The sequence below is a fragment of the Streptomyces sp. OfavH-34-F genome, assembly GCF_022347745.1.
Taxonomy (GTDB): Bacteria; Actinomycetota; Actinomycetes; order Streptomycetales; family Streptomycetaceae; genus Streptomyces.
On sequence record NZ_JAKRGC010000140.1, the window covers coordinates 1 to 15,884 of the forward strand.

Annotated in this window: 17 protein-coding genes and 1 pseudogene; 9 read left to right on the forward strand and 9 right to left on the reverse strand. The window is 72.3% G+C overall.

Annotated features, from left to right (window positions below):
- Positions 1 to 283 (forward strand): annotated as a pseudogene (locus tag MHW47_RS20290) (ATP-dependent helicase); the annotation flags it as partial.
- Positions 284 to 417: 134 nt separating this feature from the next.
- The gene (locus MHW47_RS20295; RefSeq protein ID WP_239225186.1) at positions 418 to 1,257 is read left to right on the forward strand and encodes an alpha/beta fold hydrolase; all 840 of its coding nucleotides are present in this window, start codon (positions 418 to 420) and stop codon (positions 1,255 to 1,257) included.
- Between the two features lie 31 nt (positions 1,258 to 1,288).
- Here MHW47_RS20295 and MHW47_RS20300 read toward each other — a convergent pair whose 3' ends face one another.
- Complete coding sequence (locus MHW47_RS20300; protein WP_239225188.1) at positions 1,289 to 2,176, reverse strand: NYN domain-containing protein; 888 nt, start codon at positions 2,174 to 2,176, stop codon at positions 1,289 to 1,291.
- Between the two features lie 221 nt (positions 2,177 to 2,397).
- On the opposite strand from MHW47_RS20300, the gene MHW47_RS20305 reads away from it, so the two are divergent.
- Complete coding sequence (locus MHW47_RS20305) at positions 2,398 to 2,550, forward strand: hypothetical protein (RefSeq protein WP_239225189.1); 153 nt, start codon at positions 2,398 to 2,400, stop codon at positions 2,548 to 2,550.
- A gap of 89 nt (positions 2,551 to 2,639) precedes the next feature.
- On the opposite strand, the gene MHW47_RS20310 is transcribed toward MHW47_RS20305, so the two are convergent.
- From MHW47_RS20310 to MHW47_RS20320, 3 genes are all read right to left on the reverse strand, one after another.
- Complete coding sequence (locus MHW47_RS20310; protein ID WP_239225190.1) at positions 2,640 to 3,245, reverse strand: MarC family protein; 606 nt, start codon at positions 3,243 to 3,245, stop codon at positions 2,640 to 2,642.
- Positions 3,246 to 3,383: 138 nt separating this feature from the next.
- Positions 3,384 to 4,247 carry a PHP domain-containing protein gene (locus tag MHW47_RS20315; RefSeq protein ID WP_239225191.1) on the reverse strand — a complete coding sequence of 288 codons (864 nt, stop codon included), beginning with the start codon at positions 4,245 to 4,247 and terminating at the stop codon, positions 3,384 to 3,386.
- Between the two features lie 76 nt (positions 4,248 to 4,323).
- Positions 4,324 to 4,968 (reverse strand): DUF6758 family protein, encoded by a 645-nt coding sequence (locus tag MHW47_RS20320; RefSeq protein ID WP_239225192.1) that lies wholly within the window; start codon positions 4,966 to 4,968, stop codon positions 4,324 to 4,326.
- A 207-nt stretch (positions 4,969 to 5,175) separates the two neighbouring features.
- Here MHW47_RS20320 and MHW47_RS20325 point away from each other — a divergent pair, with 207 nt between their 5' ends.
- Complete coding sequence (locus MHW47_RS20325; protein WP_239225193.1) at positions 5,176 to 6,423, forward strand: MFS transporter; 1,248 nt, start codon at positions 5,176 to 5,178, stop codon at positions 6,421 to 6,423.
- A gap of 15 nt (positions 6,424 to 6,438) precedes the next feature.
- Here the strand turns inward: MHW47_RS20325 and MHW47_RS20330 are convergent, their stop codons facing one another.
- Positions 6,439 to 7,023, reverse strand: coding sequence for a suppressor of fused domain protein (locus MHW47_RS20330; protein ID WP_239225194.1), 585 nt, complete (start codon positions 7,021 to 7,023; stop codon positions 6,439 to 6,441).
- Between the two features lie 408 nt (positions 7,024 to 7,431).
- Between MHW47_RS20330 and MHW47_RS20335 the strand changes: the two genes are divergently transcribed.
- Complete coding sequence (locus MHW47_RS20335; protein ID WP_239225195.1) at positions 7,432 to 8,553, forward strand: magnesium and cobalt transport protein CorA; 1,122 nt, start codon at positions 7,432 to 7,434, stop codon at positions 8,551 to 8,553.
- A 57-nt stretch (positions 8,554 to 8,610) separates the two neighbouring features.
- Complete coding sequence (locus tag MHW47_RS20340) at positions 8,611 to 9,123, forward strand: hypothetical protein (RefSeq protein WP_239225196.1); 513 nt, start codon at positions 8,611 to 8,613, stop codon at positions 9,121 to 9,123.
- Between the two features lie 7 nt (positions 9,124 to 9,130).
- Here the strand turns inward: MHW47_RS20340 and MHW47_RS20345 are convergent, their stop codons facing one another.
- Positions 9,131 to 9,907 carry a hypothetical protein gene (locus MHW47_RS20345; protein ID WP_239225198.1) on the reverse strand — a complete coding sequence of 259 codons (777 nt, stop codon included), beginning with the start codon at positions 9,905 to 9,907 and terminating at the stop codon, positions 9,131 to 9,133.
- A 203-nt stretch (positions 9,908 to 10,110) separates the two neighbouring features.
- Between MHW47_RS20345 and MHW47_RS20350 the strand changes: the two genes are divergently transcribed.
- The 3 genes from MHW47_RS20350 to MHW47_RS20360 are packed head-to-tail and all read left to right on the forward strand — an operon-like array spanning position 10,111 to position 13,107.
- On the forward strand, positions 10,111 to 11,385 hold the full coding sequence (locus MHW47_RS20350) for a magnesium transporter MgtE N-terminal domain-containing protein (RefSeq protein WP_239225199.1): 1,275 nt from the start codon (positions 10,111 to 10,113) through the stop codon (positions 11,383 to 11,385).
- Positions 11,375 to 11,929: a DUF1003 domain-containing protein gene (locus MHW47_RS20355; protein WP_239225201.1), complete on the forward strand. Its 555-nt coding sequence runs from the start codon at positions 11,375 to 11,377 to the stop codon at positions 11,927 to 11,929. The genes MHW47_RS20350 and MHW47_RS20355 overlap by 11 nt, the downstream gene beginning before the upstream one ends.
- 44 nt (positions 11,930 to 11,973) lie before the next feature.
- Positions 11,974 to 13,107 (forward strand): Mrp/NBP35 family ATP-binding protein, encoded by a 1,134-nt coding sequence (locus tag MHW47_RS20360; RefSeq protein ID WP_239225202.1) that lies wholly within the window; start codon positions 11,974 to 11,976, stop codon positions 13,105 to 13,107.
- 64 nt (positions 13,108 to 13,171) lie between these two features.
- Here MHW47_RS20360 and MHW47_RS20365 read toward each other — a convergent pair whose 3' ends face one another.
- The 3 genes from MHW47_RS20365 to MHW47_RS20375 form a co-directional block, all read right to left on the reverse strand.
- The gene (locus tag MHW47_RS20365) at positions 13,172 to 13,831 is read right to left on the reverse strand and encodes a hypothetical protein (RefSeq protein ID WP_239225203.1); all 660 of its coding nucleotides are present in this window, start codon (positions 13,829 to 13,831) and stop codon (positions 13,172 to 13,174) included.
- A gap of 115 nt (positions 13,832 to 13,946) precedes the next feature.
- A complete protein-coding gene (locus tag MHW47_RS20370; RefSeq protein ID WP_239225205.1) occupies positions 13,947 to 14,423 on the reverse strand; it encodes a sec-independent translocase in 477 nt (158 codons plus the stop codon).
- A gap of 99 nt (positions 14,424 to 14,522) precedes the next feature.
- The coding region (locus MHW47_RS20375) for a S1C family serine protease (protein WP_239225206.1) at positions 14,523 to 15,884 on the reverse strand (1,362 nt) is incomplete at its 5' end.

A 15,884-nucleotide genomic window follows, 5' to 3' on the forward strand; every position in this document is an offset into this window, starting at 1 on the left:
CGCCAAGCCGGTCGCCGAGGAGGCCGCGGTGCGGACCGCGCCCGTGGCCGAGCCGGAGGCGCCCGTCGCCCGGCCGCGCCGCCGCGCGCGGGTGATCAAGCCCGTCGAGGACGAGGTCGACTTCCAGATCGCGCCGATCTCCGAGCCCGAGCCGGTGCGCCGGCGTACGCGCACGGCCGCCAAGCCGAAGTCGGAGGCCGCGGCGGAGACCGCGACCGGCGAGGGCGAGGCCAAGCCGAGGCGCCGCCGCGCGCCGCGCGCTGCGGCGAAGGCCGAGAGCTGAGCGGACCGCAGAGCGTCCGACGGGCGGCCCCGGGGAATCCTCCCCGGGGCCGCCCGTCGTTTCGGGCGCCGTTCCGTCCACCCCTGCGGCCATCCCCGGGGGCCGCCCCGTACGCGACGACTTAACCTCGTTCCATGAGCAGGCCACCCACCTTCACCCCGCCCCCCTGTGCCCGTTCCCGTGCGCTGGACACCCCGCGCGGGGCGTTCGCCGTGCTGGACGCGCTGCCCTCCGGCCGGCCGCTCGGTACCGCGCTGCTGGTGCCCGGCTACACCGGCAGCAAGGAGGACTTCATCGCCCTGCTGGAACCGCTCGCGCAGGCCGGTTACCGCGCGGTCGCCGTGGACGGGCGCGGGCAGTTCGAGAGCCCCGGGACGGACGACCCGGGGACGTACGCGCAGGAGGAGCTGGCGCGGGACGTGCTCGCCCAGGCGGGCGCGCTCGGCGGGGAGCCGGTGCATCTGGTGGGGCATTCGCTGGGCGGCCAGATCGGCCGGGCCGCCGTCCTGCTCGACGCCTCGCCGTTTTGCTCGCTGACCCTGATGTCCTCGGGGCCGGCCGAGGTGGTGGAGGCGCAGCAGGTCAAGCTGAAGATCCTGGGTGACGCGCTGGCGACGATGACGATGGACGACGTCTGGTCGGCGATGCGCGCCTTCGACCCGCCTGCCGAGGCGGACACCGGCGGCGAGGACCTGCGGCGGCGCTGGCTGCGCCACCACCCGGTCCAGCTCATCGAGACCGGCCGCCAGCTGGCCACCGAGCCGGACCGGGTGGCCGAGTTGGCCACCACCGGGCTGCCGGTGCACGTCCTGTCGGGCGAGGCGGACGACGTGTGGCCGGTGCCGGTGCTGGACGAGATGGCCGTACGGCTGGGGGCGCGCCGGACCCGGATCGAGGGCGCCGAGCACTCCCCCAACACGGGCCGCCCGGTGGAGACCGCCGCGGCGCTCGTCGCGTTCTGGGCGGGCCTCTAGGCTCGTCCGGGCCCGGTGCGCGCGCGGAGCCTCAGTACTGCGCCTGGAGGTGCTGCCAGAAGCCGTCGCGCAGGGCCCTGCGCAGGGGCGGGTGGCCGCGCAGGGAGCGCTGGAGGAGCCGCTCGGCCTCGTGCAGCAGGTCCTGGTCGACGGGGCCCGGCAGGAACGGCTGGCCGGGCAGCAGCTCCGCCAGGGACTCGCGGCCGCGTGCGGCCAGCCAGGCGGCCGCGATCTGCGCGCCGACGAACCTGACCTCCTCGCGGGAGGGCGCGGGGGCGTCCTCGTCGTAGGTGGTGACGGACCGTCTGGTGACGTACGGCTCGCAGAAGTCCAGGTCGAAGGTGCGCCGGCTGTCCACCTCCCAGAGCAGCGGCTCCGCCTGGTTGCGCCCCTCGCCCGCCTCGATGCCCCACAGGTGGACGCGGGCGCCGTAGCCCTGGGCGGCCTCCACGGCGGACACCAGGTCCTCGTCGCCGCCGACGAGCGCGGCGTCGCTGATGGCGCGGTGGCGGGCCAGCGACTCCAGGTCGGTGCGGATGAGGGAGTCCACGCCCTTCTGCTGGTTGTTGGAGTTGAGGTTGCCGAGTCTGACCTTGACGTCGGGGAGTTCGGCGATGGTCTGCTGTTCGGCGGTGTGGATGCGGCGTCTGGCGCCGTCGTACCAGTAGACGCGCAGCAGCCGGCTGTCGGCGAAGATGGTGCGGGCCTTGTCGATGAACGCCTCGATCAGCCCTTCGGCGTCGAGATCGAAGGAGCGCCGGTCCTCGGTGCCGGCGACGAGCAGCCCGGCGGCGGCGTACACATAGCCCGCGTCCACGAAGATCGCGTGGGTGGAGGGGGTCTTCGAGACCTCGGCGAGTACGCGTTCGAGCAGGGCGTTGGTGCGGTCCAGGCGCTCGCCGATCTCCGGGTCGTTCATGGGCGGCCCGTCGGGCGGACGGCCCGGGTGGTGTGCCTGATTACCAGTCGGTAGTTAGACATCCAAAAAATTTCCTTAGCGTAGGGAATGTTTGCAGGGGGCAACTCGTTGGCACCTGTGTGGGGCGCTCGACTGTCATGCCTGGCGCTCCTCATCCTTGCGGACGGGACACCGTCCTCCCAGTAGTTCTCCAGCAGGAGGATCAGACGAAGGGAAGCCCTATGCGCTTCGAGATCATGCGCCTCGACGATGTCGACGGTACCGCCGTGGACAGCACCGTCGTGGACGCCGCCTCCGTCAACCGGATCGTGATGCAGGCCGCCGCCACGGGCCAGCGCATCTACATCCGGCCGGCCGAAAGCCCGGCCTCATAACGCCTTGCCGCTGTGAAGGTTCGTCGCAACGAAGACGAAGCGCCCCCGTACGGAACGTCCGTACGGGGGCGTTGGTGTACGCGGCGGCCTCAGGCGCTCTGGATGACCTGGGTGACGCCGTTGATGATCTGCTGCACGGCGATGGCGGAGAGCATCATGCCGGCGAGCCGGGTGACGAGCACGACGCCGCCGTCCTTGATGACGCGGATGATCAGCAGCGAGTAGCGCATGGTCAGCCAGAGCACGACGTGCATGGCGACGATGGCCGTCCAGACGGAGACCTGGCTCGCCGCGCTGTCCGCGTGCTGCACGGCGAGGATCACCGAGACGATCGCGCCGGGTCCGGCCAGCAGCGGCATGCCCAGCGGGACGAGGGCGACGTTGACGTCCTTGGTCTGGGTCGGCTCGTCGGTCTTGCCGGTGAGCAGGTCGAGCGCGATCAGCAGCAGGAGCAGACCGCCGGCGATCATCAGCGCGGGCACCGAGACGTGCAGATAGTCCAGGATCTGCTGGCCGAGCACGCCGAAGACGGCGATCACGCCGAAGGCGACGGCGACGGCCTGGAAGGCCATCTTGCGCTGCACCTTGGCGGGCCTTCCCGCGGTGAGGGCGAGGAAGATCGGCGTGATGCCGGGCGGGTCCATAATCACAAAAAGCGTGAGAAAGAGTGATCCGAAGACAGCGATGTCGAACACGGGTGAGCCTTGCGGGGAGTGAGCGGGATGCGGGGGATGGCCGCGGGGAAGGGGCGCGCCGCAGCGCCGCCCGGGCATGCCGGGCGGCGGGGGGTGCGCTGGGGTGATGAGCGGGGTGCGGGCGCGGCCCGCACGGCGTTACGCGGCGGGTCCGCCGGCGCCCGGCACCGGGAAGGCTCCCGTGGCGCGCCGGGTGATCTCGCCGTAGATCTCGGGGTCGGTGGTGTACGCGCCGAGGGCGACGGTCTTGCGGCTGCCGTGGTAGTCGCTGGAGCCGGTCGTCAGCAGGCCCAGTTCACCGGCGAGCGCGCGCAGCCGGGCGCGGGTCGGCTCGTCGTGGTCCATGTGGTCCACCTCGATGCCGTCGAGCCCGGCGGCGGCCAGTTCGGCGATCCGCGCCTCGGCGACCGTACGGCCGCGCTTGACGGCGGCCGGGTGGGCGAGGACGGTGACGCCGCCGGCGGCCTTGACGAGCCTGACCGCGTCGAAGGGGTCCAGCTCGTGCTTCTCCGCGTAGGCGCGGCCGCCGTCGCCGAGCCAGTCGGGCGTGAAGGCGTCGGAGACGGTGGGGACGATGCCCGCTTCGACCAGGGCGGAGGCGATGTGCGGTCGGCCGACCGAGCCGTCGCCGGCGATGCGGGCGACCTGCTCCCAGGTGACGGGCACGCCCAGCTCCTGGAGCTTGCGGACCATGGCGCGGGCGCGCGGTACCCGGTCGTCGCGCACCAGTTCGCGCTCGCGGGCGAACTCGGGCTCGTCCGGGTCGAAGAGGTACGCCAGCATGTGCAGGCCCACGCCGTCGATGCGGCAGGACAGCTCGGCGCCCGTGACGAGGGTGAGCCCGTCGGGCAGGGCGGCGACGGCCTCGGCGTGCCCGCGCACGGTGTCGTGGTCGGTGAGGGCGACGACGTCGAGGCCCGCGGCGGCGGCGCGCAGCACCAGCTCGGCGGGGGTGTCCGTGCCGTCCGAGGCGGTGGAGTGGGTGTGCAGATCGATGCGCACGACACGGACTCCAGTGCTCACGGCGGACGGGGGGACACCCAAGGATAACCGGCGCGTGAGCTGGTTCCGGCCGCCGTCAGGAGCGGGTGAGCAGGCGGGGGGTCAGGGCGCCGCAGGGGACCAGGTCCACCTCTCCCCCGGCGTCGCGCAGGTCCGTCAGCACCAGTTCGTCGTACATCAGCAGCGCGGACCGCTCCGGCCAGACGATGGCCCACAGCCACAGGCCGCACGCCTCGCCCGCGAAGACGGCCCGGTCGGCGGGGACGCCCTCGACGTGCCAGAGCGGGGTGGGCCGGCCGGCCGCGTGCACCTTGGAGTCGGGCGGCCCGTCCATCCGCAGCGAGGGCCCCGGGTCGGGTCCGTCGATGCCGGCGTACCGCGCGCCGAGCCCGACGCCCGGTTCCTCGGCGACGAGCAGCAGTTCGCCCAGGCCGCCGAGCGGTCCGGGCCCGGAGCAGGCGACGGCGGTGGCCCGGCCGCCGGTGCGGTCGTCCCCGGCGCAGGCCACGCCCGTGAACAGCCAGCCCACCGGCAACGGCCAGGGCATCCACACGGGCACCTGGGCCCGGTCGACCACCACGCCGAGCGCCTCGACGCTCGGCGGGACGACCGGCTGGAGCGGATGCACGCCGCCGTGGACATCGCACTGCCAGGAGTCGGCGAAGAGTCCGGGCACCCTGACCCGGCCGGCGCACTTCGGGCAGCTTGGTTCGCCCCTCATACCGTCCAAGGTCCTCCCCGGCCGTCGCCGCGTCAAGGACGATCACCCGCGCGCGGCGCCCGGCCGGACCCCGCCGGCCCTTGCCCCACGGGGCTCACGGACCCCACCCGCCCATTTAGATGTAGCTTGCATTCATTAGGTTCTCTAACTTATTCTGTGCATAACACATCGATCCTGTGGAGCCGTTACGTGAAGAGGGAGAGGCCCATGCCGTCAGAGGCACTGCCGGGAGACGATCCATTCGGCCGGGAACCGGCCGGCATCCTGCGCCAGCCGAAGGCCGTCTGGGCCACGGCGGGCGCCTCGGTCGTCGCGTTCATGGGCATCGGCCTGGTGGACCCGATCCTGCCGTCCATCGCCAAGGGCCTGGAGGCGACGCCCAGCCAGGTGTCCCTCCTGTTCACCTCGTACTTCCTGATCACCGCCGTCGCCATGCTGGTGACCGGCTTCGTCTCCAGCCGCATCGGCGGCCGCCGGACGCTGCTGGCCGGACTGGCGCTCGTGGTGGTCTTCGCCGGGCTCTCCGGCACCTCCTCGTCCGTCGCCGAACTGGTCGGCTTCCGGGCGGGCTGGGGCCTGGGCAACGCGCTGTTCGTGTCGACGGCGCTCGCGGTGATCGTCGGTGCGGCGGCCGGCGGCAGCTCGGCGGCGATCCTGCTCTACGAGTCGGCGCTCGGCCTGGGCATGGCGTGCGGACCGCTGCTCGGCGCCCTGCTCGGGGACGCCAGCTGGCGCTACCCCTTCTTCGGCACGGCCGCGCTCATGGCGGTCGGCTTCCTCTGCATCACCGCGTTCCTCAAGGAGCAGCCCCGGCCGGCCCGCAGGACCTCGCTGCTCGACCCGCTCAGGGCGCTCGGCCACGGCGGGCTCGCCTCCGTCGCGGCCTCCGCGTTCTTCTACAACTACGCGTTCTTCACGATCCTGGCGTTCACCCCGTTCGTGCTGGACATGACGCCGTACCGGTCCGGCGCCGTCTTCTTCGCCTGGGGGCTGCTGCTCGCGGTCTTCTCGGTGCTCGTCGCACCCCGGCTGCAGAAGCGGTTCGGCTCGCTCCGGGTGCTCGGCACCTCGCTCGTACTGCTCGCCGCCGACCTGCTGGTCCTCGGCTACGGCGGCCACACCGCGGCGATCGTGTGCACCGTCGTGTCCGGCGCGCTCATCGGCATGAACAACACGGTCTACACGGAGCTGGCGCTGGGCGTCTCGGACGCGCCGAGGCCGGTGGCCAGCGCCGGCTACAACTTCGTCCGCTGGTTCGCCGCGGCCGCCGCGCCCTATCTGGCCCCGAAGATCGAGGAGTGGAGCGACGTCCACGCCCCCTTCGTGGTCGCCGCCGTCGCCGCGGTGCTGGGCGCGGTCGTGGTGTGGATACGGCGCTCTGCGCTCACCCACGAGGCCCGGGAGCTCGAACCGAAGCACGCCACGGAGGACGGCGTCGGCGTCTTCGCCGGCTAGGGGCCGGCCGGCCCCTCAGTCCAGGGCCGCGGAACGTCGCAGGGGGTCGCGCAGGTCGGTCCCCTGCGACAGCCACTTCTCCTGGAGTTCCTGCGCGCCCCGGACCCGCTTCCAGGCGGCCTCGTTGGGCGTCATCGGCAGCAGCGGCAGGAAGCGGACCGGGTCCAGCGGCGCGTCCAGCTCCAGGTCCTCGACGAGCCCGCCGCTCTCCGCGACCAGCACCGAGGTGAACGGCGCCCCCGGCCACAGGGGCTCGCCCACGTCCAGCGAGGCGCCCGGCGCCACGACCAGCCCCTCCACCTGCGGCGAGGCCGCGAGCACCGCGAGCTTGCGCAGCACCTGGTCGGTGTCGGCGAGCCCGCCCCGCACCGAGAGCACCAGTTCGGCGCGCGGGCCCTTCACCGGATCGGCCAGGACGGCGGTCGGGTCGGCCATGGGCTGGGCGGACATGCCGAGCGTGGCGTACCGGACGAGGTCCCCGTCGATGAAACGGAGCACCTCGATCCGGTCCGTCCCGAGGAAGGTCACCGCGGCCCGTGCGTTCGGTTCACCCAGGGCCGTCCGCAGCCGGGCCTCGACCAGAGCGAGAATTTCTGCCATGCGGCGAGCATAGGACGCGTATGGAACGGGCAAAGTAAGGGATTGGGCCTGTACCGGCTGCTAGCCTGGGGTGTCGGTCGCGGGGCAGCACGCAGAAGCGTCGCTCTCAGCCCGCGCAACGTCGTCCCCCACGGGGGACCGACCGGAGGAGGTGGGGCTGCGGTGGATGGAAGTCGATCGTGCAGTACCAACCGCTCTTCCGACCGGCGCCTCTCCGCGTGACCCGATGACCCGGTCGAGGCCGCCACGGCATGTTTCGCGTGACGGAAGAGCGCCCCTCTTTGCCTGTCTGTAGCGAACGCCGTCACCGTGCCGCCGCGGTGCCGCCCGCTTTGCGGATGTGAGCCCACGTCCCCATTCCGGGCTGTGCCACGCCCTCGCCGACGGCCCTCCGTGAAGGAGCCAGCCATGTCGATGATCCGTGACCTGCGCGCCGTCGTGCGCCCCTCCCTCCGCAAGAACGCCGCCGCGCACAGCGGTTACGACACCACCCGCGACCCGTCCGCCTCCAGCGCGGTCGTCGACTGCGCGGTCTACCGCGACGGCCGCCGCCTCGCCGAGACGGAAGGCACCTGCCCCTCGCCGCGCGAGGCGATGCTCCGGGTCCGCGAGGACGGCGGCTTCGTCTGGATCGGCCTGCACGAGCCGACCGAGGCGGAATTCGCGGGCATCGCCCGGGAGTTCGGGCTGCACCCGCTGGCCGTGGAGGACGCCGTCCACGCCCACCAGCGGCCCAAGCTGGAGCGGTACGACGAGACGCTGTTCACCGTCTTCAAGACCATCCACTACGTGGAGCACGCCGAGCTGACCGCGACCAGCGAGGTCGTCGAGACCGGCGAGGTCATGTGCTTCACCGGCCGGGACTTCATCATCACCGTCCGGCACGGCGGCCACGGTTCGCTGCGCGCCCTGCGCCACCGGCTGGAGGAGGACCCCGAGCTGCTCGTCAAGGGCCCCTCCGCCGTGCTGCACTCCATCGCCGACCACGTCGTGGACGGCTACATCGCGGTGGCCGACGCGGTGCAGGACGACATCGACGAGGTGGAGATCGAGGTTTTCTCCACGCCGGACAAGGGAAGCGCGCGCGGCTCGGACGCCGGGCGGATCTACCAGCTCAAGCGCGAGGTGCTGGAGTTCAAGCGGGCCGTCTCCCCGCTGCTGCGCCCGATGCAGCTGCTGAGCGAACGGCCGATGCGGCTGATCGACCCCGACATCCAGAAGTACTTCCGGGACGTCGCCGACCACCTCGTACGGGTGCAGGAGGAGGTCATCGGCTTCGACGAGCTCCTCAACTCCATCCTCCAGGCCAACCTGGCGCAGGCGACCGTCGCGCAGAACGAGGACATGCGCAAGATCACCTCCTGGGCGGCGATCATCGCCGTGCCGACGATGATCTGCGGCGTCTACGGCATGAACTTCGAGCACATGCCCGAACTCAAGTGGACGTACGGCTACCCGATGGTGCTGGGCTTCATCGGCGCGGTCTGCTTCTCCATCCACCGCATGCTCAAGCGCAACGGCTGGCTCTGAGCCGCACCGCCCCACCGGCCACCGCCCGCACGGCGGTGGCCGGTCTAAGCTCTGCCCATGACTGCTGACACGCTGCTCGGGACGGCCCTCGTCGAGGAGGCCGCCAAGAAGTCGGGCCTCGTCTGGGTGCGCGGTACCGGCCCCGCGCGGCCGCTGTGGCACGTCTGGCACGACGGCGCCGCCCACCTCGTCGGCGACGGCCCCGGCGAGCAGCCCTTCCCGGCCGGGCTCACCGAGGGCGCCACCGCCGAAGTGACCGTCCGCAGCAAGGACAAGGGCGGCCGGCTCGTCGCCTGGTCCGCCGCCGTCACCGAACTCGCGCCGCACTCCGAGGCGTGGGAGGCCGCCGTCGCCGAGCTGAAGGGCAAGCGGCTGAACGCCCCCGACGCGGAACGGATGCCGGAGCGGTGGGCCCGCGAGTGCCGCGTCGTACGGCTCACGCCGCTGGACGCGCGCACCGAGCTGCCGCAGACCTCCGGGGCGGCCGCGCCGCTGCCGACGACGGCGACGACCCGGCTGCCCGTCCCGGCGAACCTGCCGCGCCTGCTCAAGCGCTCCCTGCGCCCGTAGCGGCCGTTCAGGCCGTGGGCGAGGTCCTCGGGAGCTGGCGGCCGTAGTCCACGGTCTCGTCCTCGGGCGGGGCCTCCAGCGCGAAGTCCTTGCCCCAGTCGGCGAGCGTGATCACGCCCCCGCCGCCGCCCCGGGCGAAGCGCAGCGGGTACGGCTTGCCGTCCAGCGACACGTCGAGCGCGCCGCCCGCGCCCTCGCCGCCCATGATCCGGATCGTGCGCTTCCCGCGGATCTCGTCCCGGTCGCCCTTGGACAGCTCGCCGTGCAGCGTGAGCATGCCGTCGAGCAGCACCTTCTTGTCGGTGAACCCGCTGAGCTGCTTGTACGTGGGGTCGTCCTGGGGGACCTTGACGTACTTGTCCTCCAGCTTGTCCGCCGCCGCGGCGCCGTCCTCGCCGGTGTCCGTCCTGCCCTCGTCGGCGTGGCTCCAGAACCCGGCGTCGGCCTTGAGGTACAGCTCGTCGCCGACGCGCAGCAGGGTGAAGGAGCTGTTCTTCGAGGTGACGGAGCCCGCGCCGCCCCGGTCCTTGAGCCGCATGTCGATCTTGTACGTGCCGCCCTTGCTCACCAGCGTGCCGGCCAGGCGCACCGCGTCGGCGGAGTCCACCGCGGTCTGCGCCTTCTTCTCGATCTCCGGCGCGGTCAGCTTCCCGACACCGTTGGTCCCCTTGTCCGGGTCCTCGCCCCCGCACGCGGCCAGCGCCGCGGTCAGCCCCGCGCAGAGCACGACGGCGAGGGTTGCGGTCCGGCGGCGGGTGCGGACGGCCGGGGCGGAAGAGGTCACGGGCGCACTGCCTCTCGTCTCCGTGGTGGGGGGTGGCAGACGGCAGCGTACCCGTGCGGCCTACGCCATTGGACGCAGAGCCGTACGGACGGTCCGCCGGGGCGGTCCGGGACCGCACCGGCTAGCCTGATCACGTCATAACGGAGCGATAACTGTCGGAAGCGGGCGGCACCGGCGTCCGAAAACGATCGAGGAGGCGCGGGATGACACCGGTCACACCCAGGGTCTTCGTCTCGCATCTCTCCGGTGTGCCGGTCTTCGACCCCAACGGCGACCAGGTGGGGCGCGTGCGCGACCTCGTCGCGATGCTCCGGGTCGGCGGCCGGCCGCCCCGGCTGCTCGGCATGGTCGTCGAGGTGGTGAGCCGGCGGCGGATCTTCCTGCCGATGACGCGGGTGACCGGGGTGGAGTCGGGGCAGGTGATCACCACCGGCGTGGTCAACATGCGGCGCTTCGAGCAGCGGCCCACCGAACGCCTGGTGCTCGGCGAGTTCCTGGACCGGCGGGTGCGTCTGGTGGAGACGGACGAGGAGGTCACCATCCTGGACGTGGCGATCCAGCAGCTGCCGGCCCGCCGGGACTGGGAGATCGACAAGTACTTCGTCCGCAAGGGCCGGGGCGGGGCGCTGCGCCGCAAGGGCGAGACGCTGACCGTCGAGTGGTCGGCGGTGAAAGGTTTCTCGCTGGAGGAGCACGGGCAGGGCGCCGAGTCCCTGGTGGCCACCTTCGAACGGCTGCGCCCCGCCGACGTGGCCAACGCCCTGCACCACCTGACGCCCAAGCGCCGGGCGGAGGTCGCCGCCGCGCTGGACGACGACCGGCTCGCCGACGTCCTGGAGGAGCTGCCCGAGGACGACCAGGTGGAGATCATCGGCAAGCTCAAGGAGGAGCGCGCGGCGGACGTCCTGGAGGCGATGGACCCGGACGACGCGGCCGACCTCCTCTCCGGACTGCCGGAGGAGGACAAGGAGCGGCTGCTGACGCTGATGCGGCCGGGGGACGCGGCGGACGTGCGGCGCCTGCTGTCGTACGAGGAGCGCACGGCGGGCGGGCTGATGACGACGGAACCGGTCATCCTGCGCCCGGACGCCACGGTCGCGGACGCGCTGGCCCGGGTCCGCCAGGCGGACCTGTCCCCGGCGCTCGCCGCGCAGGTGTACGTGTGCCGGTCGCCGGACGAGACGCCGACGGGCAAGTACCTCGGCACGGTGCACTTCCAGCGGCTGCTGCGCGATCCGCCGTTCACCCTGGTCAGCTCGCTGCTCGACAGCGATCTGGTGCCGCTCCAGCCGGACACCCCGCTGCCGGTGGTGACCAGCTATCTGGCGGCGTACAACCTGGTGTCGGTGCCGGTGGTGGACGAGAGCGGTTCGCTGCTGGGCGCGGTGACCGTGGACGACGTGCTGGACCACCTGCTGCCGGAGGACTGGCGGGAGACGGACTTCCACGGCGGCGAGGGGGTGCTCCGTGGCCGGTGAGGACCGCGCCAGGGCGTCGAACGGCGCGACGGCGCTGAGCCGTGGGCCGCGCAACCGGCTCGACCAGCCGAAGGCGCCGCGCCGCAGGCTGCTGCCGGAGTACGACCCGGAGGCGTTCGGCCGGTTCTCGGAGCGCATCGCGCGCTTCCTGGGTACGGGCCGGTTCATCGTCTGGATGACGCTGATCATCATTCTCTGGGTGGCGTGGAACGTGTTCGCGCCGGACCATCTGCGGTTCGACCAGTATCCGTTCATCTTCCTGACCCTGATGCTGTCGCTCCAGGCGTCGTACGCGGCTCCGCTGATCCTGCTCGCGCAGAACCGGCAGGACGACCGGGACCGGGTCACGCACGAGCAGGACCGCAAGCAGAACGAGCGCTCCATCGCCGACACCGAGTACCTGACCAGGGAGATCGCGGCGCTGCGGATGGGCCTGGGCGAGGTCGCCACCCGCGACTGGATCCGCTCGGAGCTGGAGGACCTGGTGAAGGACCTGGACGACCGGCGGGCCCTGCTGTCCGCCGAGAGTGACGAAGACCGCTGACGGCTCCACCCGCGCCCGGGGCCGGGCGCCGTAACATCGTCGGTATGGCTACGGAAGACGCGGTGCTTGAGGCACTGGCGACAGTGAACGACCCGGAGATCCACCGCCCGATCACCGAGCTGGGCATGGTGAAATCGGTCGACATCGATCCGGACGGTGCGGTCGCTGTCACGGTGTACCTGACCGTCTCCGGCTGTCCGATGCGCGAGACCATCACCCGCAACGTCACCGACGCGGTGGCCCGGGTCGAGGGCGTCTCCCGCGTGGACGTCACCCTCGACGTCATGAGCGACGAACAGCGCAAGGACCTGGCCGCTTCGCTGCGCGGCGGTACGGCCGAGCGCGAGGTGCCGTTCGCGAAGCCCGGCTCGCTGACCCGCGTGTACGCGGTCGCTTCCGGCAAGGGCGGCGTCGGCAAGTCCTCGGTGACGGTGAACCTGGCCGCGGCGATGGCGGCGGACGGGCTCAAGGTCGGGGTCGTGGACGCGGACATCTACGGGCACAGCGTGCCCCGGATGCTCGGGGTCGAGGGCCGGCCGACGCAGGTCGAGAACATGATCATGCCGCCGTCCTCGCACGGCGTGAAGGTCATCTCCATCGGCATGTTCACGCCGGGCAACGCCCCGGTGGTGTGGCGCGGCCCGATGCTGCACCGCGCGCTCCAGCAGTTCCTGGCCGACGTGTTCTGGGGCGACCTGGACGTCCTGCTGCTCGACCTTCCGCCGGGCACCGGTGACATCGCGATCTCGGTGGCCCAGCTGGTCCCGAACGCGGAGATCCTGGTCGTCACGACCCCGCAGCAGGCCGCCGCCGAGGTGGCGGAGCGGGCCGGTTCCATCGCGGTCCAGACCCACCAGAAGATCGCCGGAGTCGTGGAGAACATGTCGGGCATGCCCTGCCCGCACTGCGACGAGATGGTCGACGTCTTCGGTACCGGCGGCGGCGCCAAGGTCGCCGAGGGGCTGACCCGGACGGTCGGCGCCGAGGTGCCGGTGCTGGGCGCCATCCCGATCGACGTACGGCTGCGCGAGGGCGGCGACGAGGGCAAGCCCGTCGTCCTGTCCGACCCCGACTCCCCCGCCGGCAAGGCGCTGCGCACGATCGCGGGCAAGATCAGCGGCCGTCAGCGCGGCCTGGCCGGCATGTCCCTGGGCATCACCCCGCGCAACAAGTTCTGACGCGGACGCGGACAGCGGGAAGGCCGGGGCCCGAGGGCCCCGGCCTTCCCCGTCTCCGCCGCCGTCACGCGTACGACGCGATGTCCTTGACCACCGAGAAGCCCAGCCCGTACGCGCTCATGCCGCGCCCGTAGGCGCCGATGTGCACCCCGCCGGGCGCGGAGCCGGCCAGCACCCAGCCGAACTCGGACTCGCGGTAGTGGAACGGCACCGGCACGCCGTCGACCGGCAGGGACAGCGCCGACCAGGCGGGCCCGGCCAGATCGTCGGCGAGTTCGAACGCCGTCTCCGTCTGCTGGTCCAGCCAGTCGTCGCGCAGGGCGTGGTCGAGCTGCGGGGGCCAGGTGCAGGAGAGCAGGCCGGAGCCGGCCAGCCAGGCCGCCGAGGAGACCGTCGTCGCCTCCAGGACCCCGGTGCCGTCGCCGCTGCGCCGTACGGGGCTGCTGGCGACGGTGACCACGACCGCGAACCGCTGCCGGTCGTTGCCGGAGTCGCTGCGGGCCAGGGGTTCGTCGCCGTGGCCGATGGAGCCGTGCTGGACCTCGCCGTCGGCGGCGGTGCCGAGCGGCATCAGCCTGCGCGGACCGGTGAACGCCTCGTCCAGCGCGTACCAGGGGAAGGGGGCCTTCAGATAGCCGTCCACCATGAGTGCGGCCGCGGGGACCGCCTCCGCCGTGACCGTGTCCGGCGCGTCCTGTGCGCCCACCCGACTCGTCGTCTCCATCAGCGGCCGCCTCCGATCCGTAAGGGTCCGGAGCGGCCCGCCCCCCGCGGGCATCCTCACAACCGGACAGATGGAGAATAGCGATACCGTCCGGGCCGTCTGGGATTGGTGGGACTCAGGTGGCGTCCGCGTCGAAGGGCGGCGGGGTGTCCTTCGGGCCCTGGTCGCCCTTCTTGAGCAGGTCGGGGGCGCCCTTGGAGCCGTTGGCCGCGGTGACGGACGCTCCGCCCGACACGCCGGTCTTCGCCTCGACGGAGGACGTGCCGCGCCCGTTCACCGCGTCGGTGACGTCGGACAGCTCCTTGCGCAGGTCGAAGCTCTCGCGGATCTCCTTGAGCCCCAGGTCGTCGTCGCCGTTCATCAGCTGCTTGCGGACGAACGTCTTCGGGTTGAGGTCCTCGAACTCGAAGTCCTTGAACTCCGGGCCCAGCTCCGTGCGGATGTCCTGCTTGGCGCTCTCCGAGAACTCCCGGATCTTGCGGATGAAGCCGGAGACGTCCTGGATGACCTTGGGAAGCTTGTCCGGGCCGAAGATGAGCACGCCGAGGATCGCGAGCGCCAGCAGCTCAAGTGCGCCTATGTCGTTGAACACCTTGCGGCTCCTCGTCTTCTCCGCGACCAGCTCGGATGAGGTCCGGACCCCGAACACGGTACCCGGCGAATCTGTCCGGGCGGTAGCTCGCCGTGGCCGTCAGGTGCCGGATGCGGACCCCAGGGTCAAAGTTATGGACAGGTCTTTACCACCGCGCGTCAGGGTGAGCTCCAGCCGGTCGCCCGGCCGGTGCGAGCGGATCTTGACGATCAGCTCCTCACCGCTGTGCACCCGCTCGCCGTTCACCTCGGTGATGACGTCGTCCGCGCGGACGCCGGCCTTGTCCGCCGGGCCGCCCGCGGTGACGGGCGAGGTGCCCGGGGCGCTCGCGCCGACCTTGGCGCCGTCCCCGGTGTACTTCATGTCGAGCGTGACGCCGATCACGGGGTGGGTGGCCTTGCCGGTGTTGATCAGTTCCTCGGCGACGAGCTTGCCCTGGTTGATCGGGATGGCGAAGCCGAGGCCGATGGACCCGGCCTGGCCGCCCTCACCGGCCGACCCGCCGTCGGCGGCGCGGATGGCGCTGTTGATGCCGATGACATGGGCGTCGGTGTCCACCAGCGGACCGCCGGAGTTGCCGGGGTTGATCGGGGCGTCGGTCTGGAGGGCGTTGACGTAGCTGACGTCGCTGCCGTCGCCCTTCTCACCGCCCGCCGTGATCGGGCGGTCCTTGGCGCTGATGATGCCGGAGGTGACGGTGTTGGACAGGTCGAACGGTGCCCCGATGGCCACCACCGGGTCGCCCACCCGGACGTTGTCGGAGTTGCCGAGCGGCAGCGGCTTGAGCCCGGAGACCCCGGTGACCTTGACCACGGCCAGGTCGTAGCCGCTGTCCTTGCCGACGATCTCGGCGGTGGCGATCTCGCCGCCGCTGAACGTGACGGTGATCTCGCCGGAGGCACCGGCCGGGGCCACCACGTGGTTGTTGGTGAGGATGTGGCCCCGCTCGTCGAGGACGAAGCCGGTGCCGGTGCCGGACTCGTCGGCGCCGCTGACGTGCAGGGTGACGACGCTGGGCAGGGCGCTGGCCGCGATCCCGGCCACGCTGTCCGGGGCCCGCCCGCCGCCGTCGCGCGCGTCCTGGGGCAGCTCGACGCTGGTGAAGCCGCCGTTGCGCTCTATGTACGCGCCTATGCCGCCGCCGACGCCGCCCGCGACCAGGGCGAGGAGCAGCGCGCCGATCAGCAGGGCGCCGCGCCCCTTGCGGCGCGGGCCGTCCGTGAGCGGGGGGCCGGGCTGGGTGACGAGGGGCTGGCGGTGCGCGCCCCAGGGGTCGTAGCTCTGCCAGGGCTGCGCGGTCTCCGGGGTCGTGGCCCCCGGGGGCGGGAACGCCTGCGCCGGGTCGGCCGGGACGCTCAGGCCCGCGCCGTTGGTGCCGCCGTACGGCGGGGGCACCGGGGTGCCATGGGCCGGGGTGGGCCGCTGCACGGGCGGGGCGGGCGCCCAGGGACCGGGACCGCC